At 62.0% G+C, this 21,865-nt stretch carries 15 protein-coding genes; 14 read left to right on the forward strand and 1 reads right to left on the reverse strand.

The genetic code is table 11. From position 1 onward, the window contains the following. Positions 1-252 precede the first annotated feature (252 nt). From rpmE to ACIPQ1_RS18135, 3 genes are all read left to right on the forward strand, one after another. Positions 253-477, forward strand: coding sequence for a 50S ribosomal protein L31 (gene rpmE, locus ACIPQ1_RS18125; protein ID WP_053117645.1), 225 nt, complete (start codon positions 253-255; stop codon positions 475-477). An 11-nt stretch (positions 478-488) separates the two neighbouring features. Further along, positions 489-1,301 (forward strand): thermonuclease family protein, encoded by an 813-nt coding sequence (locus tag ACIPQ1_RS18130; RefSeq protein ID WP_411386269.1) that lies wholly within the window; start codon positions 489-491, stop codon positions 1,299-1,301. Positions 1,302-1,485: 184 nt separating this feature from the next. Continuing rightward, positions 1,486-2,754 (forward strand): malic enzyme-like NAD(P)-binding protein, encoded by a 1,269-nt coding sequence (locus tag ACIPQ1_RS18135; protein ID WP_053117649.1) that lies wholly within the window; start codon positions 1,486-1,488, stop codon positions 2,752-2,754. Positions 2,755-3,328: 574 nt separating this feature from the next. Here the strand turns inward: ACIPQ1_RS18135 and ACIPQ1_RS18140 are convergent. Continuing rightward, positions 3,329-5,773, reverse strand: a complete 2,445-nt coding sequence (locus ACIPQ1_RS18140) for a penicillin-binding protein 1A (RefSeq protein WP_411387453.1) — start codon at positions 5,771-5,773, stop codon at positions 3,329-3,331. A 207-nt stretch (positions 5,774-5,980) separates the two neighbouring features. Here ACIPQ1_RS18140 and ACIPQ1_RS18145 point away from each other — a divergent pair, with 207 nt between their 5' ends. The 11 genes from ACIPQ1_RS18145 (at position 5,981) to hemE (ending at position 21,761) form a co-directional block, all read left to right on the forward strand. Then, positions 5,981-7,045, forward strand: coding sequence for a type IV pilus assembly protein PilM (locus ACIPQ1_RS18145; RefSeq protein WP_186706085.1), 1,065 nt, complete (start codon positions 5,981-5,983; stop codon positions 7,043-7,045). Next, positions 7,045-7,611: a PilN domain-containing protein gene (locus tag ACIPQ1_RS18150; protein ID WP_186706084.1), complete on the forward strand. Its 567-nt coding sequence runs from the start codon at positions 7,045-7,047 to the stop codon at positions 7,609-7,611. Before ACIPQ1_RS18145 ends, ACIPQ1_RS18150 begins: the two co-directional genes overlap by 1 nt. After that, positions 7,608-8,231: a type 4a pilus biogenesis protein PilO gene (pilO, locus tag ACIPQ1_RS18155; RefSeq protein WP_053117658.1), complete on the forward strand. Its 624-nt coding sequence runs from the start codon at positions 7,608-7,610 to the stop codon at positions 8,229-8,231. Before ACIPQ1_RS18150 ends, pilO begins: the two co-directional genes overlap by 4 nt. Before the next feature lie 5 nt (positions 8,232-8,236). Next, positions 8,237-8,758, forward strand: a complete 522-nt coding sequence (locus ACIPQ1_RS18160) for a pilus assembly protein PilP (RefSeq protein ID WP_186706137.1) — start codon at positions 8,237-8,239, stop codon at positions 8,756-8,758. A gap of 13 nt (positions 8,759-8,771) precedes the next feature. Then, positions 8,772-10,859 carry a type IV pilus secretin PilQ gene (gene pilQ / locus ACIPQ1_RS18165; RefSeq protein WP_446534551.1) on the forward strand — a complete coding sequence of 696 codons (2,088 nt, stop codon included), beginning with the start codon at positions 8,772-8,774 and terminating at the stop codon, positions 10,857-10,859. 4 nt (positions 10,860-10,863) lie between these two features. Further along, positions 10,864-11,382: a shikimate kinase AroK gene (aroK, locus tag ACIPQ1_RS18170; RefSeq protein ID WP_060739556.1), complete on the forward strand. Its 519-nt coding sequence runs from the start codon at positions 10,864-10,866 to the stop codon at positions 11,380-11,382. 148 nt (positions 11,383-11,530) lie between these two features. Next, on the forward strand, positions 11,531-12,631 hold the full coding sequence (gene aroB, locus ACIPQ1_RS18175) for a 3-dehydroquinate synthase (RefSeq protein WP_446534552.1): 1,101 nt from the start codon (positions 11,531-11,533) through the stop codon (positions 12,629-12,631). A 10-nt stretch (positions 12,632-12,641) separates the two neighbouring features. Further along, complete coding sequence (locus ACIPQ1_RS18180) at positions 12,642-14,204, forward strand: AAA family ATPase (RefSeq protein WP_446534553.1); 1,563 nt, start codon at positions 12,642-12,644, stop codon at positions 14,202-14,204. Positions 14,205-14,554: 350 nt separating this feature from the next. Beyond that, positions 14,555-19,003: a glutamate synthase large subunit gene (gene gltB / locus ACIPQ1_RS18185; RefSeq protein ID WP_446534554.1), complete on the forward strand. Its 4,449-nt coding sequence runs from the start codon at positions 14,555-14,557 to the stop codon at positions 19,001-19,003. Positions 19,004-19,036: 33 nt separating this feature from the next. After that, positions 19,037-20,455: an FAD-dependent oxidoreductase gene (locus ACIPQ1_RS18190; protein WP_003196992.1), complete on the forward strand. Its 1,419-nt coding sequence runs from the start codon at positions 19,037-19,039 to the stop codon at positions 20,453-20,455. 238 nt (positions 20,456-20,693) lie between these two features. Then, a complete protein-coding gene (gene hemE / locus ACIPQ1_RS18195; RefSeq protein ID WP_250962292.1) occupies positions 20,694-21,761 on the forward strand; it encodes a uroporphyrinogen decarboxylase in 1,068 nt (355 codons plus the stop codon). Positions 21,762-21,865 lie beyond the last annotated feature (104 nt).

The raw sequence follows: 21,865 nt of genomic DNA on the forward strand, positions 1-21,865 counted from the left end.
GGGGGTGGGGGGTTGGGCGGTTGGGGTTATTTTGTGGCCAATTTTTTTGGCCCCCCCCCCCCCCCCCCCGCCCCCCCCCCCGCTCCCACAAGTCCCACAAGAAGGATCGCGCATGAGGCCGGGAGCCTAGCAGACGGTTGGTACAAGGCATAGCTTGCGCGAATGACGATGTCTGGTAGAATCCGCGGCCTAATTACGTGCGGTATTCAACAATAGTGTTGGGTGGCGGCACGCTAGCCTGAGGAAAACAGCATGAAAACCGATATCCATCCGGAATACCCAGAAATTGCCGTAACCTGCAGCTGCGGCAACAAGTTCGAAACGCGTTCGACCTACGGCAAAGCCCTGGCGATCGACGTTTGCAACGAATGCCACCCGTTCTACACCGGTAAGCAAAAGACTCTGGATACCGGCGGCCGCGTTCAGAAGTTCGCCGATCGTTTCGGTGCTTTCGGCAAAGTTACTCCAAAAGCCTGAGGCTGATCATTTTGGATGGTCGTCTCGACTGCTCCAGACTGATAAAGAAGGCGTCCCTCGCGGGCGCCTTTTTTGTGTCTGCGATTTGGCTCTGCGGTGCCCAGGCGGCCTGCCCTTCGCCGGGCGACCTGCCACAAGTGGCGGTGCAGCGCGTGGTGGATGGCGACACCTTGTACCTGGCGGATGGCCGCCGCATTCGGATGATCGGCCTCAACAGCCCTGAGCTGGGCAAGCGCGGCCGCGCCGACGAGCCGTTTGCCGTGGCGGCGCGCCAGCGACTCGAGGCCCTGGTGGCTGCCAGCGGTGGCCGGGTGGGCGTATTGCCTGGCAAGGACGACCGGGATGATTACGGTCGCACCCTGGCCCATGTCTACAACGCCCAGGGCGATAATCTCGAAGAGCGCCTGATTGCCGAAGGGTTGGGGTTTCTGGTGGCAGTCGCGCCGAACGTCGACCTGGTCGGTTGCCAGCAAATGGCCGAGCGTCATGCGCGCCAAGCCGGATCAGGTATTTGGAAAAAATCCCCGGTGGTGCGAGCGGAGCAGATCAATGCCCCCGGCTTCGTGCTGACCCGTGGACGAGTAGAAAGCGTGCAACGCAATCGCGGTGGTGTCTGGATTGAATTGCAGGGGGCGGTTGTCCTGCATATTGCGCCCAATTTGCACAGACGTTTTGATGCCTCGGTCCTGGAGCGGCTCAAGGGGCGGACAATCGAGGCGCGTGGCTGGGTTATCGACCGCGCCCGGCGTGGCGGAAATAAAGCCGGTCAAGCGCGATGGATGTTGCCGTTGACTGATCCGGCCATGCTGGAAGCAATCCTGTAGGAAAAAATTGTAGACATTTCGTCGCTATATTGTATGCATGTAGCCCTTGTGTTTCGCGGCTCTTGGCCCAAAGTCGTAGGGCAGGGCGCTTGACAGCAGTGACTGGTCAGTCTTGTGGGGACTTTGCGAGGCGCGTATCCTCGGCGGTCCGTCTGTCCAACACAGTAAAAAGCGGAATGCCCACATGTCTGATCTGAAAACTGCCGCTCTCGAATATCACGCTCATCCTCGTCCAGGAAAGCTGAGTGTCGAGCTCACCAAGGCCACCGCTACTGCTCGCGACTTGTCGCTGGCCTACAGCCCCGGCGTAGCCGAACCAGTCCGCGAAATCGCTCGCGACCCTGAACTGGCCTACAAATACACCGGTAAAGGCAACCTGGTTGCAGTCATTTCCGATGGCACCGCGATCCTCGGCCTGGGTAACCTCGGCCCATTGGCGTCCAAGCCAGTCATGGAAGGCAAGGGCGTGCTGTTCAAGCGTTTTGCCGGTATCGACGTATTCGATATCGAAGTCGATTCCGAGAGCCCGCAAGCCTTCATCGACACCGTCAAGCGCATCTCCATCACCTTCGGTGGCATCAACCTGGAAGACATCAAGGCACCTGAGTGCTTCGAGATCGAGCGCGCCCTGATCGAACAGTGCGACATCCCGGTCTTCCACGATGACCAGCACGGCACCGCGATCGTTACCGCGGCCGGCATGATCAACGCCCTGGAAATCGCCGGCAAGACCCTGCCGGAAGCCAAGATCGTCTGCCTGGGTGCCGGCGCTGCGGCCATCTCCTGCATGAAGTTGCTGGTGAGCATGGGCGCCAAGATCGAAAACATCTTCATGGTCGACCGTACCGGCGTGATCCACTCCGGCCGTGACGACCTGAACCAGTACAAAGCCGTGTTCGCCCACGCGACCGACAAGCGCTCCCTGGCGGACGCGCTGGACGGTGCCGATGTGTTCGTCGGCCTGTCGGGCCCGAACCTGCTGAGCCCGGAAAACCTGCTGCGCATGGCACCGAACCCAATCGTGTTCGCCTGCTCGAACCCGGACCCGGAAATCTCCCCGGAACTGGCTCACGCGACCCGCAACGACGTGATCATGGCCACTGGCCGTTCGGACTACCCGAACCAGGTCAACAACGTACTGGGCTTCCCGTTCATCTTCCGTGGTGCCCTGGACGTTCGCGCCAAGCGCATCAACGAAGAAATGAAAGTCGCGGCCGCCAACGCCCTGCGCGAACTGGCTAAGTTGCCGGTGCCTCAGGAAGTGTGCGACGCCTACGGCGGCATCAAGCTGGAATTCGGTCGTGAGTACATCATCCCGAAACCAATGGACGCCCGCCTGATCACCCTGATCTCCGATGCCGTGGCCAAGGCCGCCATCGAGACGGGCGTGGCGACACTGCCGTATCCAAAGAACTACCCGCTCAAGAGCGTGGATGACGTGTTCAACGGCTAAGCCGTTGTAGCGCTTCAACAAAAAGCCCCGGCTCTGTGAGTCGGGGCTTTTTAATGCCTGCCGATTTTGTACGACCGTCGCAGATCCCTGTGGGAGCCGAGCTTGCTCCCGCTCGGCTGCGCAGCAGTCGCAAATCGGGCAATGCGGTCGGTCTATAGGCATGCAGGGGCCTGCTGCGCAGGCCAGCGGGAGCAAGCTCCCTCGCCACGGGTTTTGGGTTGCCTGGGCTGACGCCATCGCGAGCAAGCTCGGCTCCCACATTGGTTCGGTGGTGGACGTTGATTGTGTGACCGCCACAAATCCCCCTGTGGGAGCGAGCTTGCTCGCGATGACGATCTTCAATTCACCCCAGGCCTCTCAGCCCAACGCTCGAGCCTCAATCCAACCCTGTGGCGAGGGAGCTTGCTCCCGCTCGGCTGCGCAGCAGTCGCAAACCGGGCAATGCGGTCGGTCTATAGGCATGCAGGGGCCTGCTGCGCAGGCCAGCGGGAGCAAGCTCCCTCGCCACGGGTTTTGGGTTGCCTGGGCTGGCGCCATCGCGAGCAAGCTTGGCTCCCACAGGGATGTGGATGGGTCAGAACAGATCGATCGGCGCCGCTTCGTCCGCCGGCAGCGGGCTACCCGGTGCGACGCCGTTGCCCAGCTCGTTGGCCGACGGCGGCGTGTCTTCGCTCTTGAACAGTTCGAAGTACGCACCCGGGGTACCTGGCGTGGCCGCGCGGCCGCTGACCGGGTCGACCCGCAGGCTGAGGATGCCTTCCGGCTCCGGCTGGGTGTGCGGCGGTTTGTCCTTGAGGGCGGCGCCCATGTAGTTCATCCAGATCGGCAGCGCCACGGTGCCGCCGAACTCGCGGCGACCCAGGCTTTCAGGCTGGTCGAAACCGGTCCAGACGGTGGTCACGTAGTCGGCGTTGTAGCCGGAGAACCAGGCGTCCTTGGATTCATTGGTGGTGCCGGTCTTGCCCGCCAGGTCAGTGCGGCCCAGGGCCAGGGCGCGACGGCCGGTGCCGAGCTTGATCACGTCCTGCAGCATGCTGTTGAGAATGTAGGTGGTGCGGCCATCGACAATGCGCTCCGCGATGGCGGGCGCTTGCGGCAGGCCTGGGGCCGTCGCGGCTTCACCTGGTGTCGCATTGACCGTGAACGTCTCGGTGGACGGTGCGGCGACGCCATCGCTGGCCTGCTCGCCCGTGGGAACCCGTGGCGGGTTGGCAACAAACAGTGTCTCGCCATTGCGACTTTCGATCTTGTCGATGATGTACGGGGTGATCTTGTAGCCGCCGTTGGCGAACGTGCTCCAGCCCATGGCGATTTCCATCGGCGTCAAGGTCGCGGTGCCCAAGGCCAGGGACAGGTTGCGCGGCAGGTCCTGCTTGTTGAAGCCGAACTTGCTGATGTAGTCGATGGTGCGGTCCACGCCCAGCGCTTGCAGCAAGCGGATCGAGACCAGGTTGCGGGATTTGTACAGCGCCTCGCGCAGGCGAATCGGGCCGAGGAAGGTATTGGTGTCGTTCTTCGGTCGCCAGACCTTGTCCAGGTACTCATCGACGAACACGATCGGCGCATCGTTCACCAGGCTGGCGGCGGTGTAGCCGTTATCCAGGGCGGCGCTGTAGACAAACGGCTTGAAGCTCGAGCCTGGCTGGCGCTTGGCCTGCAAGGCGCGGTTGTAATTGCTTTGCTCGAAGGCGAAGCCACCCACCAGCGAGCGGATCGCGCCGTTCTGTGGGTCGAGGGACACCAGCGCGCCCTGGGCGGCCGGAATCTGGCTGAACTTGAGCGTATTGTCCGCCTGGCGCTGGACGCGGATCAGGTCGCCGACCTGGGCCACATCCGACGGTTGCCGTGGGTTGGCGCCCATGCTGTTGGTGTTGAGGAATGGGCGGGCCCATTTCATGGTGTCCCAGGCTACGTGTTCTTCCTGCTCGCCATTGCGGGTCAGCACCTTGATGCCGTCCTTGTCCACCGAGGTGACGATCGCCGGCTCCAGGCTGCTGATGGTGCGTTGCTTGGTCAGTTCCAGGGCCCAGGCTTCCTTGGTCTTGCCCGGCAGGCGCGATTCAGGGCCACGGTAGCCGTGGCGCTGGTCGTAGGTCATCAGGCCCTCGTGCAGCGCGGTGTTGGCCATTTCCTGCAAGTTGCTCGGCACCGTGGTGGTCACGCGAAAACCTTCAGTGTAGGCGTCGCTGCCATAACGCCCGACCATCTCAGCGCGGGCCATCTCGGCAATGTACGGGGCATTCACTTCCGGCGTCGGCACGTGATAGCTGGCGTTCAGCGGCTCGTTGATCGCGGCGGTGTAGTCGGCCTCGGTTATTTTGCCGAGCTTGTACATACGCCCCAGGATCCAGTCGCGTCGCTCCTTGCTGCGCGTCGGGTTGGCCAGCGGGTTGAAGCGCGACGGGGCCTTGGGCAGGCCGGCGATCATCGCCATCTGCGCCAGGCTCACATCGCGAATCGACTTGCCGTAATACACCTGCGCCGCCGCCTCGATGCCGTAGGCGCGGTTGCCCAGGTAAATCTTGTTCACGTACAGCTCGAGGATTTCATCCTTGGTCAGTTGCCGTTCGATCTGCAGGGCCAGGAGGATCTCGGTGGTCTTGCGCGAAAAGCTGCGCTCGCTGGTCAGGAAGAAGTTCTTGGCCACTTGCATGGTGATGGTGCTGCCGCCGGACTGGATGTGCCCGCTCTTGACCAACTGGCTGGCCGCGCGCATCAGGCTGCCAGGATCGACGCCATAGTGGTTGGCGAAGTTATCGTCTTCAGCACTTAGTAACGCATTGATGAAATTGGGGGGAATGTCGGCGAAACGGATCGGTGTGCGGCGCATTTCGCCAAATTCGGCGATCAACTTGTCGTCGCTGCTGTATACCCGCAAAGGAATCTGCAACTGAATACTTCTCAGCGCCTCCACGGACGGCAAACCCGGACTAAGGTAAAGAAAAGCACCGCTCAGGCCCAAGAGCAGTCCGCAGAAAACGGCGACGATGGACCATCCGAAAAATTTCAGCAGACGAATCAAGGCTTTTGGATATCCAGGCAAAGAATGAAAAAGGCGCCAGGTGCAGGGATGGACCCGTGCTTGCAACAAAGCGAAAAAAACGCTGGGCATTATAAGCATTTTTTTTCGTCAGGCATGCCATACGCACGTCCGTCGGACGGCCGTGATTGAACGCAATGCATATTAGAGAGTCCGTAACTCACGGATAGTCATAGGGAATTGGTAGTGCTACGACTCTTCAATAAAAAAGCCCATGCGCTTCTGGGGATCGACATCAGTTCGACGTCGGTGAAGCTGCTCGAGTTGAGTCGCCAGGGCGAGCGATACCGCGTCGAGTCCTACGCGGTCGAACCGTTGCCGGCCAACGCCGTGATCGAGAAGAACATCGCCGAACTCGAAGGGGTGGGGCAGGCGTTGTCGCGGCTGCTGGCCAAGGCCAGGACACCCCTGCGCAGCGTGGCGGTGGCCGTGGCGGGCTCGGCGGTGATCACCAAGACCATCGAGATGGACGCCGGCCTGTCCGACGACGAGATGGAGAACCAGCTCAAGATCGAGGCCGATCAATACATCCCTTATCCGCTGGATGAGGTGGCCATCGATTTCGAAGTGATGGGCGTTTCGCCCCGCAGCGCCGAACGCGTCGAAGTACTGCTGGCGGCCTGTCGCAAGGAAAACGTCGAGGTCCGCGAGGCGGCGTTGGCGCTCGCCGGGCTGACGGCCCGGGTGGTGGATGTGGAGGCATATGCGCTGGAGCGGGCGTTTGGCCTGCTCGCCACGCAACTGGCCGCGTCCCAGGAGCGGCTGACAGTGGCGGTCATCGACATCGGCGCCACCATGACCACCCTCAGCGTGCTGCACAACGGGCGTATCATCTATACCCGCGAACAACTGTTCGGCGGCCGCCAGTTGACCGAGGAAATTCAGCGCCGCTACGGCCTGACGCCCGAGCAGGCGGGCCTGGCAAAGAAGCAGGGTGGGCTGCCGGACGATTATCTCGGCGAAGTGTTGCAACCTTTTCGCGAGGCCCTGGTGCAGCAGGTTTCGCGCTCCCTGCAATTTTTCTTCGCCTCGGGCCAGTACAGCGCGGTGGATCACATTCTGTTGGCCGGGGGCACGGCTTCCGTCGCTGGCCTGGACCGGCTGATCGAGCAACGCCTGGGCACGCCGACCCAGGTGGCCAACCCGTTCACCAACATGGCCCTGAGCAGCAAGGTCAATGCCGGTGCCCTGGCCAGTGATGCGCCGGCGCTGATGATCGCTTGCGGGCTGGCCCTCAGGAGTTTCGACTGATGGCGCGGATCAACCTGCTTCCCTGGCGCGAAGAGCTGCGCGAAGAGCGGCGCAAACGCTTTCTGCTGGCCTTGGTGGGTGCGCTCGTCGGAGCGGTCGGGGTGATTCTGGTCGCCGTCCGCTACATCGACAACGCCATCGACCATCAGGTCGCTCGCAACAGCCATCTCTCCGGCCAGATCGCCGTGCTCGATGAGCGCATCAAGCAGATCAGCGAATTGAAAGCCCGTCGCCAGCAATTGCTGGAGCGCATGCGCATTATCCAGGACTTGCAAGGAAATCGACCGGTCAGCGGGCGCATCTTCGACCAGTTGGTGCGGACCTTGCCGGATGGCGTGTACTTCACCGAAGTGAAAATGGAAGACCGGACGCTCTTCATCAAGGGCGCTGCGGAATCGAACAACCGGGTCTCGGACCTGATGCGCAACCTGGACTCATCGGACCTGTTCGATGCGCCCAGTTTGACGGAGGTCAAGGCGACCACCGCTGGCCAGCTCGACCAGGCCAACGTTTTCCAACTGACGGTTCGCCAGACCCGCCCGGTCGAAGTGGAGGACGCCGAATGAAGCCGGGGGAGTGGTTCGACGCGCTGCGCAAGATCGACATCAGTGACCTGGACACCAACAACATTGGCTCCTGGCCGGCACCGATCAAGTGGTTGGCCGGCATCCTGCTGGTGGCCCTGGTGCTGGGGCTGGGCTATAACTTTGCCTTGAGTGACCTGGAAAACCAATTGCAGCAGGTGCGCGAGGAAGAGAACACGCTCAAGGCGCAATTCGCGGGCAAGGCCCACATGGCCGCGAACCTGGAACGCTACACCGAGCAGATGAAACAGATGGAAACGTCTTTTGGTGTGCTGTTGCGGCAATTGCCCAGCGATACCGAGGTGCCGGGCCTGCTGGAAGACATTACCCGCACCGGGTTGGGCAGCGGCCTGGAGTTCGAGGAAATCAAGCTGCTGCCGGAAGTCACCCAGCCTTTCTATATCGAGCTGCCGATCCAGATCACCGTGACCGGCGGCTACCACGACCTGGCGACGTTCGTCAGTGGGGTGGCGGGGCTGCCCCGGATCGTCACGCTGCATGATTTCGAGATCGCCCCGATGGAGCCCGAGGCAGGCACGAAACTGCGCATGAGCATCCAGGCCAAGACCTACCGCTACAACGAGCAGGAGGCGCAGCCATGAGGCTGATGGTGTGCCGTCTCTGTCTGCTGGCGGGCCTGGTCGTGTTGGCGGGCTGCAACAATGACAGCGGGTTCAGCGACCTGGACGCCTACATGAACGAAGTGCGCCTGCGCCCGCCCGGCAAGATCGAGCCGACGCCGACGTTCAGGCCCCAGGAGACCTTTACCTACAGCGCTGCCAACCTGCGCAGCCCGTTTTCCCGGCAGGTCCGTGTGGACCAGGCTGACCGGCAGCGCGGCTCGCGCAACGTCCGGCCAGACCCCAACCGGGTCAAGCAGTACCTGGAAGGCTTCAACATCGAGCAGTTCGAAATGGTCGGTACGATCTCCAACGCCGCTGGCTCCTTCGCGCTCCTGCGGGGCGCGGGCGGGGTGCACCGGCTCAAGGTCGGTGACTATCTGGGACGCAACGACGGACGAATCGTCGCCATCAGCGCCACCCAGGTCGATGTGGTCGAAATCGTTCCCGATGGCGAGGGTGCCTGGCTGGAGCGACCCCGGACCATTCCTTTGAAAGAGCATTCATAGTGGAAGTCGAACAATGAACAGGTTTTTTTCAGCCCTCGGTATTTCGCTATGGACAGCGCTGTTGTCGCCGATGGTTCTTGGGACCGGCCTGAAAACGCTGGATGTGGCGGCGTTGCCGGGGGACCGTGTCGAGTTGAAACTTACCTTCGACGGACCGCCGCCGACACCGCGGGGCTACACCACCGAACAACCGGCCCGGATTGCGCTGGACCTGCCGGGTGTGACCAATCAACTGGCCAGTAGAAGCCGCGACCTGGGAGGGGGCAACGCGCGTAGCGCCACCGTGGTCGAGGCGGGGGATCGCACCCGGTTGATCATCGGCCTGACTCAACTGGCGCCGTATGACACCCGGATCGAAGGCAATAACCTGTTCGTGGTGGTCGGCAAGGGCGCCGCCCCGAAGAGCACTGCCCGCAACGGCACCGCCCAGGCTCCACGCCCGGCGGTGGCCAGCGCGGCGCCTGCCAGGAGCAGTGCGCCGGTGGGCAAGGCGATCCGTGGGGTGGATTTTCAGCGCGGGACCCAGGGCGAAGGCAACGTGGTGATCGATTTGTCCGATCCGTCCATCGCCCCGGACATCCAGGAGCGCGACGGCAAGATCATCCTCAATTTCGCCAGGACCCAATTGCCCGAGCCACTGCGGGTGCGCCTGGACGTCAAGGACTTCGCCACCCCGGTGCAGTTCGTCAATGCCAGCGCCGGCAGCGACCGGGCGACCATCAGCATCGAGCCCAGCGGTACCTTCGACTACTCGACCTACCAGACCGACAACAAGCTCACCGTCAGCGTCCGGCCCATGACCGTCGACGACCTGCAAAAACGCAACGCCGACCGCGCTGCCTACAGCGGCGAAAAACTCTCGCTCAACTTCCAGGACATCGAGGTGCGTTCGGTCCTGCAATTGATTGCCGACTTTACCAACCTGAACCTGGTGGCCAGCGACACGGTGCAGGGCGGTATCACCCTGCGCTTGCAGAATGTGCCTTGGGACCAGGCGCTGGACTTGGTGCTCAAGACCAAGGGGTTGGACAAGCGCAAGGTCGGCAACGTGCTGCTGGTGGCCCCGGCCGATGAAATCGCAGCGCGGGAACGCCAGGAGCTGGAGTCGCAAAAGCAGATTGCCGACCTGGCGCCACTGCGGCGTGAGCTGCTGCAGGTCAACTATGCGAAGGCTGCGGACATCGCCAAGCTGTTCCAATCGGTGACCAGCGCCGAGGCGAAAGCCGACGAGCGCGGCACGATCACGGTGGATGAGCGAACCAACAACATCATTGCCTACCAGACCCAGGACCGGCTCGACGAACTGCGCCGGATCGTGGCGCAGTTGGATATTCCGGTACGCCAGGTGATGATCGAGGCGCGAATTGTCGAGGCCAACGTCGACTACGACAAAAGCCTGGGCGTGCGCTGGGGCGGTTCGATCCAGAACAAGGGCAACTGGAACTCCTCGGGGGTGACCACCGGCACCTCCACCACCATCGGCACGCCGGGCAGTACCGGCACCAATCAGCCGTTCGTGGACCTGGGTGCCTCGGGCAATACCTCGGGGATCGGCATTGCGTTCATCACCGACAACGTATTGCTGGACCTTGAACTGACGGCCATGGAGAAAACCGGTAACGGGGAAATCGTCTCCCAGCCCAAGGTGGTGACATCCGACAAGGAGACGGCCAAGATCCTCAAGGGCACGGAGATTCCTTATCAGGAAGCCAGCTCCAGCGGCGCCACCTCGGTGTCGTTCAAGGAGGCCTCGCTGTCCCTGGAGGTGACCCCGCAAATCACCCCGGACAACCGCATCATCATGGAGGTCAAGGTCACCAAGGATGAGCCGGACTACCTGAACAAGGTGCAGGATGTGCCGCCGATCAAGAAAAACGAAGTCAATGCCAAGGTCTTGGTCAATGATGGCGAGACCATTGTGATTGGCGGGGTTTTCTCAAATACTCAGAGCAAGGTCGTAGATAAGGTGCCATTTCTTGGCGATGTGCCGTATCTTGGCCGCCTTTTCCGGCGTGATGTGGTTTCGGAGAAAAAATCCGAGCTGCTGGTGTTCCTCACTCCGCGTATCATGAATAACCAGGCGATTGCTGTGAGTCGTTGATTCTGTGCGAAATTTGATTCTTGTTGGGCCGATGGGCGCTGGAAAAAGCACCATCGGCCGTTTGCTGGCCAAAGAGCTGCGCCTGCCGTTCAAAGATTCCGACAAGGAAATTGAATTGCGCACGGGTGCCAATATCCCATGGATCTTCGATAAGGAAGGCGAGCCGGGCTTTCGCGACCGTGAGCAGGCGATGATTGCCGAGCTGTGCGCGTTCGAGGGCGTGGTGTTGGCCACCGGCGGTGGTGCGGTAATGCGCGAAGCCAATCGTCGGGCGCTGCATGCCGGCGGACGAGTGGTCTATCTGCACGCCTCTGTCGAGCAGCAGGTCGGCCGCACCGCCCGGGACCGCAACCGGCCGCTGTTGCGCACCGCTGACCCGGCCAAGACCCTGCGCGACCTGCTGGAGTTGCGTGATCCGCTGTATCGGGAGATCGCTGACCTGGTAGTGGAAACCGACGAGCGGCCGCCGCGGATGGTGGTGCTGGACATTCTCGATCGCCTTCAGCAACTGCCGCCCCGTTAATGCGCCTGGCGAAATGCGCTATCCTCGACGTCCCGTTTTGGTCCGTCTGGAGCGTGGCGTATGGCCATTAACTGGCGTCAGGGCAGGCACCGTGGACTTTCGTTAATTGCAGGCAGGACGCCTGATTCCATCTTCACTGTGGGGACACATGCAGACACTTAAGGTCGACCTGGGCGAGCGCAGCTACCCGATTCATATTGGCGAAGGCTTGTTGGACCAGCCCGAACTGCTGGCGCCGCATATCGCCGGGCGGCAAGTGGCGATCATTTCCAATGAAACCGTCGCGCCCCTGTATCTGGAACGTCTGACCCGCAGCCTGTCGGCCTTCTCGGTGATTTCCGTGGTATTGCCCGACGGCGAAGCCTTCAAGAATTGGGAAACCCTGCAACTGATTTTCGACGGCCTGCTGACCGCACGTCACGATCGCCGCACCACGGTGGTTGCCCTGGGTGGCGGCGTGATCGGCGACATGGCCGGTTTTGCCGCCGCCTGCTACCAGCGTGGTGTCGATTTCATCCAGATCCCCACTACGCTGCTGTCGCAGGTCGACTCGTCGGTGGGCGGCAAGACCGGGATCAATCATCCGCTGGGCAAGAACATGGTTGGTGCGTTCTATCAGCCCAACGTGGTGCTGATCGACACCGCCACACTCAATACCTTGCCGGCTCGCGAGCTGTCTGCGGGGCTGGCGGAAGTCATCAAGTACGGGCTGATCTGCGACGAACCGTTCCTGGGCTGGCTCGAAGAGAACGTCGACCGCCTGCGTGCGTTGGACCAGTCGGCGCTGACCTACGCCATCGAGCGCTCCTGCGCCGCCAAGGCCGCCGTGGTCGGTGCCGACGAGCGTGAGTCCGGAGTGCGCGCCACGCTCAACCTGGGGCACACCTTTGGCCATGCCATCGAAACCCACATGGGCTATGGTGTCTGGCTGCACGGTGAAGCGGTTGCGGCCGGTACGGTCATGGCCCTGGAGATGTCCGCGCGCCTGGGTTGGATCAGCGAGCAGGAGCGCGATCGCGGTATTCGTCTGTTCCAGCGCGCCGGGCTGCCGGTGGTTCCGCCCGAGGAAATGAGCGAGGCGGATTTTCTTCAACACATGGCAATCGACAAAAAAGTGATCGACGGTCGTCTGCGCCTGGTGCTGCTGCGCCACATGGGCGAAGCGGTGGTGACCGACGATTATCCGAAAGAAGTTCTACAGGCCACGCTGGGAGCGGACTACCGCGCCCTGGCTCAGCTTAAAGGTTAATAAGACTGCGATGACTAGTTTGCATGCCGACGAGGCTTTCCTCGGCCATTTCCAATTGAGTCATGACCCTTTTGCCCCACGGGTCCCGGGCTTCAAGTTCTTCCCCGCCCAGCGCAAGCCGGTGCTGGGCCAGTTGCATCACCTGGCGCGCTACAGCCAGTTGCTCCTGGTGGTCACCGGTCCCCAGGGCAGCGGCAAGACCTTGTTGCGCCAGGCCCTGGTGGCCAGCACCAACAAACAGTCGGTGCAAAGCGTGGTGGTATCGGCCCGTGGCGCTGGCGATGCCGCCGGCGTGTTGCGCCAGGTGGCCCAGGCGCTGAACGTCGCCCAGGCTGAAGTCGGTGCCATTCTCGATCAGATCGTGCAACTGGCGCTGACCGGGCAGGAAGTCTATCTGCTGGTGGACGATGCCGAGCAACTCGACGAGTCGGCCCTCGAAGCCCTGCTGGCCCTGGCGGCCGGTGCGCCGGAGGGTCGCCCTCATGTGTTCCTGTTCGGCGAGTCGTCGCTGATCGCCGACCTGGACCAGTTGAACCTCGAGGAAGAGCGCTTCCACGTCATCGAACTGGCGCCCTACACCGAGGAAGAAACGCGTGAATACCTGGCCCAGCGTCTTGAAGGTGCGGGGCGGGGCATCGAACTTTTCACTGCCGATCAGATCTCTGAGATTCACGAAAGCTCCGACGGTTGGCCTGGCAACATCAACCAGGTTGCCCGCGATGCTCTCATCGAAGTCATGATTGCCAGCCGCTCAGCGGTGAAGCGTCCAAGTATGGGGTTCAACATGCCGAAGAAACACGTATTGGCAATTTCCGCCGTCGTCGTGGTTGCGGTTGCCGCCGCCTGGCTGATGCCGGGTCGCAGCAAGGCGCCAACCACCGGCGCACCTGCCAACGAACAGGCGCAACTGCCCCTTGGCCAAGGTACACCGCAACCCAACGGCGGTGCACCGGCGGTGGAATTCGCCGGCAATACCCAGCCGATGCCGCTGCCGCTGGTCGGCAACTCGCAACCGGTCATGCGCGGGCCCCTGGCGGAAGCCGCAGGTGGAATCACCGAGGGTGACGACGGTGCGCCGCCTCCGATCGAAGACACCAGCGACGTGCCACCTACCGTGACCACCACCGCGCCGCCTGCGGGCGTACCGGCCGGTCCTGCGCCGACGACGCCTGCACCGGCTCCAGCCGCCAAACCGACCCCAGCGCCCACTCAGGTCGCCACCGCCAAGCCGGCACCGGTTCCAGCGCCTGCGGCCAAGCCTGCCGCTGCCCCGGCCAAGGCCGCGGGCGGTAGTTGGTACGCCGGCCAGGCACCGGGCAACTACGTAGTGCAGATCCTCGGCACAAGCTCCGAAACCGCGGCGCAGAACTTCGTCAAGGAGCAGGGCGGCGAGTACCGTTATTTCAAGAAAGTGCTCAATGGCAAGCCGCTCTATGTCATCACCTACGGCAGCTTTGCTAACCGTGATGCAGCCGTTTCCGCCATCAAGGCCTTGCCAGCGAAGGTTCAGGCTGGTAAACCTTGGCCTCGCACTGTCGCCAGCGTCCAACAGGAACTGGCAGCAACTCGCTGATGATTCGGCGGCCTTACCCAGGCCGCCTCTCCCGGCAACCTCAAAATTTCCGCAAGGGCGGGCGGCCTTTCAGGCCGCGCGCCTTGTGGTGTCTGCGTCACAGTAGCGTTTGAGTCGTAGCGGTCGAACCCAAAAAAGTTTTGACTAGCACAGCATATAGCTTTAAACCTTTCACAAATGCGACATGGATTTGCGACAGTTCGTCGTCAAATTTGTGAGCCCCTGTGTCGGTGTGTACAATGACCTCCCTTTTGCCCCCGCAAAGCTGGCGTACGTTCGGCGCGGCATGCAACTGGTTGAATTGAAAAGAAATTTGTCTCGATAAGAGGCAGCCTGGTGAGAAAGTGTCTATGAAAGCAGGTCTGTACCAACCAGATGAATTCAAGGATAACTGCGGTTTTGGCCTGATAGCCCATATGCAGGGCGAGCCCAGTCATACCCTTTTGCAAACGGCCATTGAGGCCCTGACCTGCATGACCCACCGCGGTGGGATCAACGCCGACGGCAAGACCGGTGACGGTTGTGGCTTGCTGATTCAAAAACCCGACGAGTTCCTGCGTGCCGTCGCCCAGGAAACGTTTGGGGTAACCCTGCCCAAGCAGTACGCCGTGGGCATGGTGTTCTTCAACCAGGACCCGGTGAAGGCCGAGGCGGCTCGCGAAAACATGAATCGCGAGATCCTGGCCGCCGGCCTGCAACTGGTTGGCTGGCGCAAAGTGCCGATCGACACCAGCGTGCTCGGCCGCTTGGCGCTCGAGCGCCTGCCGCAGATCGAGCAGGTGTTCATCGCGGGCGAAGGCCTGAGCGACCAGGACATGTCGATCAAGCTGTTCAGCTCCCGTCGTCGTTCGTCCGTGGCCAATGCCGCCGACACCGATCACTACATCTGCAGCTTTTCCCACAAGACCATCATTTATAAAGGCCTGATGATGCCGGCGGACCTCACCGCCTTCTATCCAGACCTCAGCGATGAGCGCCTGAAAACCGCGATCTGCGTGTTCCACCAGCGCTTCTCCACCAACACCCTGCCGAAATGGCCGCTGGCCCAGCCGTTCCGCTTCCTCGCCCACAACGGCGAGATCAACACCATCACCGGCAACCGCAACTGGGCCGTGGCCCGTCGCACCAAGTTCGCCAACGACCTGATGCCGGACCTCGAAGAGCTCGGCCCGCTGGTCAACCGCGTGGGTTCGGACTCCTCGAGCATGGACAACATGCTCGAGCTGATGGTGACCGGTGGCATCGATCTGTTCCGTGGCGTGCGCATGCTCGTGCCGCCAGCCTGGCAGAACGTCGAGACCATGGACCCGGACCTGCGCGCCTTCTACGAATACAACTCCATGCACATGGAGCCGTGGGACGGCCCGGCCGGTATCGTCATGACCGACGGTCGCTACGCCGTCTGCCTGCTCGACCGTAACGGTCTGCGTCCGGCGCGCTGGGTCACCACCACCAACGGGTTCATCACCCTGGCCTCGGAAATCGGCGTCTGGAACTACCAGCCCCAGGACGTCATCGCCAAGGGCCGCGTAGGTCCGGGCCAGATCTTTGCCGTGGACACCGAGACCGGCCAGATCCTCGACACTGATGCCATCGACAACCGCCTCAAGTCCCGTCATCCGTACAAGCAATGGCTGCGCAAGAACGCCCTGCGCATCCAGGCGACCATGGAAGACAACGACCACGGTTCGGCTTTCTATGACGTCGACCAGCTCAAGCAGTACATGAAGATGTACCAGGTGACGTTCGAAGAGCGTGACCAGGTGCTGCGTCCGTTGGGCGAGCAGGGCTACGAAGCGGTCGGCTCCATGGGCGACGACACGCCGATGGCCGTGTTGTCGCAACGCGTGCGCACACCGTACGACTATTTCCGCCAGCAGTTCGCCCAGGTGACCAACCCACCGATCGACCCGCTGCGTGAGGCGATCGTGATGTCCCTGGAAATCTGCCTCGGTGCCGAGCGCAACATTTTCCAAGAGTCGCCGGAACACGCCTCGCGGGTGATCCTCAGTTCGCCGGTCATTTCCCCGGCCAAGTGGCGCTCGCTGACCAACCTTGACCGTCCCGGCTTCGAGCGTCAGGTCATCGATCTGAACTACGACGAGAACATCGGCCTCGAAGCGGCGATCCGCAACGTCGCGGACCAGGCTGAAGAAGCGGCGCGCGCCGGGCGTACCCAGATCGTGCTGACCGACCGTCACATCGCCCCGGGCAAACTGCCGATCCACGCCTCGCTGGCCACGGGTGCGGTGCACCATCGCCTGACCGAAAAAGGCCTGCGCTGCGATTCCAACATCCTGGTGGAAACGGCTACCGCACGTGATCCGCATCACTTCGCGGTGCTGATTGGCTTCGGCGCTTCGGCGGTCTACCCGTTCCTGGCCTACGAAGTGCTGGGCGACCTGATCCGCACCGGTGAAGTGCTGGGCGACCTCTACGAGGTGTTCAAGAACTACCGCAAGGGCATCACCAAGGGCTTGCTCAAGATCCTGTCGAAAATGGGGATCTCGACCATCGCCTCGTACCGTGGCGCGCAACTGTTCGAGGCCATCGGCCTGTCCGAGGAAGTCTGCGAGCTGAGCTTCCGTGGCGTGCCGAGCCGTATCAAGGGCGCGCGCTTCGTCGACATCGAAGCCGAACAGAAAGCCCTGGCCGCCGAAGCCTGGAGCCCGCGCAAGCCGATCCAGCAAGGCGGCCTGCTGAAGTTCGTTCACGGTGGCGAATACCACGCCTACAACCCGGATGTGGTCAACACCTTGCAAGCCGCCGTGCAACAGGGCGACTACAGCAAGTTCAAGGAATACACCTCGCTGGTGGACAACCGTCCGGTGTCGATGATCCGCGATCTGCTCAAGGTCAAGACCCTCGACACGCCGCTGGATATCAGTGAAGTGGAGCCGCTGGAATCGGTGCTCAAGCGCTTCGATTCGGCCGGTATTTCCCTCGGTGCGTTGTCCCCGGAAGCCCACGAAGCCCTGGCCGAAGCCATGAACCGCCTCGGTGCGCGTTCCAACTCCGGTGAAGGCGGCGAAGACCCGGCGCGCTACGGCACCATCAAGAGTTCGAAAATCAAGCAGGTGGCCACCGGCCGCTTCGGTGTGACTCCGGAATACCTGGTCAACGCTGAAGTGCTGCAGATCAAGGTCGCCCAGGGTGCCAAGCCCGGCGAAGGCGGCCAACTGCCCGGTGGCAAGGTCAACGGCCTGATTGCCAAGCTGCGCTATGCGGTTCCCGGCGTGACCCTGATCTCGCCACCACCGCACCACGACATCTACTCGATCGAAGACTTGTCGCAACTGATCTTCGACCTCAAGCAGGTGAACCCCAAGGCGCTGGTCTCGGTGAAACTGGTGGCGGAAGCGGGCGTTGGTACCATCGCCGCAGGCGTGGCCAAGGCCTATGCCGACCTGATCACCATCTCCGGCTACGACGGCGGCACCGGTGCATCACCGCTGACCTCGATCAAGTACGCCGGTGCGCCGTGGGAATTGGGCCTGGCCGAAACCCACCAGACCCTGCGCGGCAACGACTTGCGCGGCAAGGTCCGGGTGCAGACCGACGGTGGCCTGAAGACTGGCCTGGACGTGATCAAGGCCGCCATCCTCGGCGCCGAGAGCTTCGGCTTCGGCACCGCGCCGATGATCGCCCTGGGCTGCAAATACCTGCGCATCTGCCACCTGAACAACTGCGCCACCGGCGTGGCGACCCAGAACGACAAGCTGCGCAAGGACCACTACATCGGCACCGTCGACATGGTGGTGAATTTCTTCACCTACGTGGCCGAGGAAACCCGCGAGTGGTTGGCGAAGCTGGGCGTGCGCTCCCTTGAAGAGCTGATCGGCCGTACCGATCTGCTGGACATCATCGAGGGGCAGACCGCCAAGCAACAGCACCTGGACCTGACCCCTTTGCTGGGCAGCGATCTGATTCCGGCAGACAAGCCTCAGTTCTGCCAGGTTGATCGCAACCCGCCATTCGACAAGGGTGAGCTGGCCGAGAAAATGGTCGACATGGCCGCTGCGGCGATCAACGACCTGAGCGGTGCCGAGTTCGAACTGGACATCTGCAACTGCGACCGTTCCATCGGTGCGCGGATCTCCGGCGAAATCGCGCGCAAGCACGGCAACCAGGGCATGGCCAAGGCACCGGTGACCTTCCGCTTCAAGGGCACCGCGGGCCAGAGCTTCGGCGTCTGGAACGCCGGTGGCCTGAACATGTACCTGGAAGGCGATGCCAACGACTACGTGGGCAAGGGCATGACCGGCGGCAAGCTGGTCATCGTTCCGCCCAAGGGCAGCGTCTACAAGACCCAGGACAGTGCCATCATCGGCAACACCTGCCTCTACGGTGCCACGGGCGGCAAGCTGTTCGCCGCCGGCACCGCGGGCGAGCGTTTTGCCGTGCGTAACTCCGGCGCCCACACCGTGGTGGAAGGCACCGGCGATCACTGCTGCGAGTACATGACCGGTGGTTTTGTCTGCGTGCTGGGCAAGACCGGTTATAACTTCGGCTCTGGCATGACCGGCGGTTTCGCCTACGTGCTTGACCAGGACAACACCTTTGTTGACCGGGTCAACCACGAACTGGTGGAAATCCAGCGGATCAGCGGCGAGGCGATGGAGGCCTACCGCAGCCATCTGCAAAACGTGCTGAACGAGTACGTCGCGGAAACCGACAGCGAGTGGGGTCGTGAGCTCGCCGAGAACCTCGATGACTACTTGCGCCGTTTCTGGCTGGTCAAGCCCAAGGCTGCCAACCTGAAGTCGTTGCTTTCCAGCACTCGTGCCAACCCGCAGTGATATGCGCCTGAAGAGTTTGATGAGGTTTTAACAATGGCTGAACGTCTGAATAACGACTTCCAGTTCATCGATGTCGGGCGCAAGGATCCGAAGAAGAAACTGTTGCGTCAACGCAAGAAAGAGTTCGTGGAAATCTACGAGCCTTTCAAACCCCAGCAGTCGGCCGACCAGGCTCACCGCTGCCTGGGTTGCGGTAACCCGTACTGCGAATGGAAGTGCCCGGTGCACAACTTCATTCCCAACTGGTTGAAACTGGTGGCCGAGGGCAACATCCTCCAGGCCGCCGAATTGTCCCACCAGACCAACACCCTGCCGGAAGTCTGCGGCCGGGTATGCCCCCAGGATCGTCTATGTGAAGGTGCTTGCACCCTCAACGACGGTTTTGGCGCGGTGACCATCGGTTCGGTGGAGAAATACATCACCGACACCGCGTTCGCCATGGGCTGGCGCCCGGACATGTCCAAGGTCAAGCCGACTGGCAAGCGCGTGGCGATCATCGGCGCGGGCCCGGCGGGCCTGGGCTGTGCCGACGTACTGGTACGCGGTGGCGTGACCCCGGTGGTGTTCGACAAGAACCCGGAAATCGGCGGTCTGCTGACCTTCGGCATTCCCGAGTTCAAGCTGGAAAAGACCGTGCTGAGCAATCGCCGCGAAGTCTTCACCGGCATGGGCATCGAGTTCCGCCTGAACACCGAGGTGGGCAAGGACGTGACCATGGAGCAACTGCTCGAAGAATACGATGCGGTCTTCATGGGCATGGGCACCTACACCTACATGAAGGGCGGCTTTGCCGGTGAGGACCTGCCGGGCGTCTACGACGCGCTGGACTTCCTGATCGCCAACGTCAACCGCAACCTGGGCTTCGAAAAGTCACCGGAAGATTTCGTCGACATGAAGGGCAAGAAGGTCGTGGTGCTCGGCGGTGGCGACACGGCGATGGACTGCAATCGCACGTCGATTCGCCAGGGCGCCAAGTCGGTGACCTGTGCCTATCGTCGTGACGAAGCGAACATGCCCGGCTCGCGCAAAGAGGTGAAGAACGCCAAGGAAGAAGGCGTGAAATTCCTCTACAACCGCCAGCCGATCGCCATTGTCGGTGAAGACAAGGTCGAAGGCGTGAAGGTGGTCGAGACCCGTCTCGGCGAGCCGGACGCCCGTGGCCGCCGTAGCCCCGAGCCGATCCCGGGCTCCGAAGAGATCATCCCGGCCGACGCCGTGGTCATCGCTTTCGGCTTCCGCCCGAGCCCGGCGCCGTGGTTCGAGCAGTTCAGCATCCAGACCGACAGCCAGGGCCGTGTCGTGGCACCGGAACAGGGCCAGTACAAACACCAGACCAGCAACCCGAAGATCTTCGCCGGTGGCGACATGGTCCGGGGTTCCGACCTGGTGGTGACGGCGATCTTCGAAGGCCGCAATGCGGCGGAAGGGATCCTGGATTACCTACAGGTCTGACCGAACGACACCAATCCAGTGGGAGCGAGCTTGCTCGCGATAGCGGTAGATCAGTCGCCAGATGTATTGGCTGACATGCCGCCATCGCGAGCAAGCTCGCTCCCACAGTTGTTTTGTGGTGTTAGGAGACTGCGTGGCACCGCGACAAATTGCCCCGATAGATAAAAGGCACGGCTCTTGCCGTGCCTTTTGCGTCGCGCTCTGAGAAAATGCCCGCACTTTTTTTCCGGATGCCGACATGACTGCCCTGAAGAACGACCGTTTCCTTCGCGCCCTGCTCAAGCAACCCGTAGACGTCACCCCGGTGTGGATGATGCGTCAGGCCGGTCGCTATCTGCCGGAATACCGCGCCAGCCGCGCCAAGGCGGGCGATTTCATGAGCCTGTGCATGAACCCGCAGTTCGCCTGCGAAGTCACGATGCAGCCGCTGGACCGTTACCCGCAGTTGGATGCGGCGATCCTGTTCTCCGACATCCTCACCATTCCCGATGCCATGGGCCAAGGCCTGTACTTCGAAACCGGCGAAGGCCCGCGCTTCAAGAAAGTCGTCAGCACCCTGGCCGACATCGAAGCCCTGCCGATTCCCGATCCGCAGAAGGACCTGGGCTATGTCATGGATGCGGTCAGCACCATTCGCCGTGAACTCAACGGCCGTGTGCCGCTGATCGGCTTCTCCGGCAGCCCGTGGACCCTCGCGACCTACATGGTCGAAGGCGGCTCGTCGAAGGACTTCCGCAAGACCAAGGCGATGCTCTACGACAACCCGCAAGCCATGCACTTGTTGCTGGACAAGCTGGCGCAGTCGGTCACGTCCTACCTCAACGGCCAGATCATGGCCGGTGCGCAAGCGGTGCAGATTTTCGATACCTGGGGCGGCAACCTGTCGGCGGCGGCGTACCAGGAGTTCTCGTTGGCCTACATGCGCAAGATCGTCAGCGGCCTGATCCGCGAGCACGAAGGCCGCAAAGTCCCAGTGATCCTGTTCACCAAGAACGGTGGCCTGTGGCTGGAAAGCATCGCCGATACCGGCGCCGACGCCCTGGGCCTGGACTGGACCTGCGACATCGGCAACGCTCGTGAGCGCGTTGGCCATAAGGTTGCGCTGCAAGGCAACATGGACCCGACCGTGCTCTACGCCAAGCCTGAAGCGATCCGCGCTGAAGTCGGGCGGATCCTGGCCAGCTACGGCAGTGGCAGCGGCCATGTGTTCAACCTCGGCCACGGCATCACCCCGGAAGTCGACCCGGAACACGCCGGTGCTTTCCTGCGGGCGGTGCATGAGTTGTCGGCGCAATACCACGTTTGATTTCCCGTCACCCAGCCTGTCCGGACCCGCGCCGGACAGGCTTTTTTTTGTCCGCTGTTAGCCGTCCAACCTATAACCAGTCGATTATTTTTTTGGGTGTATTT

This window comes from Pseudomonas sp. LARHCG127 (assembly GCF_052871455.1).

Excerpts from the sequence above, each read along its gene's own strand:
- rpmE (WP_053117645.1), top strand. The coding sequence starts at position 253 with ATGAAAACCGATATCCATCCGGAATACCCAGAAATTGCCGTAACCTGC.
- ACIPQ1_RS18135 (WP_053117649.1), top strand. The coding sequence starts at position 1,486 with ATGTCTGATCTGAAAACTGCCGCTCTCGAATATCACGCTCATCCTCGT.
- ACIPQ1_RS18150 (WP_186706084.1), top strand. The coding sequence starts at position 7,045 with ATGGCGCGGATCAACCTGCTTCCCTGGCGCGAAGAGCTGCGCGAAGAG.
- pilO (WP_053117658.1), top strand. The coding sequence starts at position 7,608 with ATGAAGCCGGGGGAGTGGTTCGACGCGCTGCGCAAGATCGACATCAGT.
- ACIPQ1_RS18160 (WP_186706137.1), top strand. The coding sequence starts at position 8,237 with ATGGTGTGCCGTCTCTGTCTGCTGGCGGGCCTGGTCGTGTTGGCGGGC.
- pilQ (WP_446534551.1), top strand. The coding sequence starts at position 8,772 with ATGAACAGGTTTTTTTCAGCCCTCGGTATTTCGCTATGGACAGCGCTG.
- aroB (WP_446534552.1), top strand. The coding sequence starts at position 11,531 with ATGCAGACACTTAAGGTCGACCTGGGCGAGCGCAGCTACCCGATTCAT.
- ACIPQ1_RS18180 (WP_446534553.1), top strand. The coding sequence starts at position 12,642 with ATGACTAGTTTGCATGCCGACGAGGCTTTCCTCGGCCATTTCCAATTG.
- gltB (WP_446534554.1), top strand. The coding sequence starts at position 14,555 with ATGAAAGCAGGTCTGTACCAACCAGATGAATTCAAGGATAACTGCGGT.
- ACIPQ1_RS18190 (WP_003196992.1), top strand. The coding sequence starts at position 19,037 with ATGGCTGAACGTCTGAATAACGACTTCCAGTTCATCGATGTCGGGCGC.
- hemE (WP_250962292.1), top strand. The coding sequence starts at position 20,694 with ATGACTGCCCTGAAGAACGACCGTTTCCTTCGCGCCCTGCTCAAGCAA.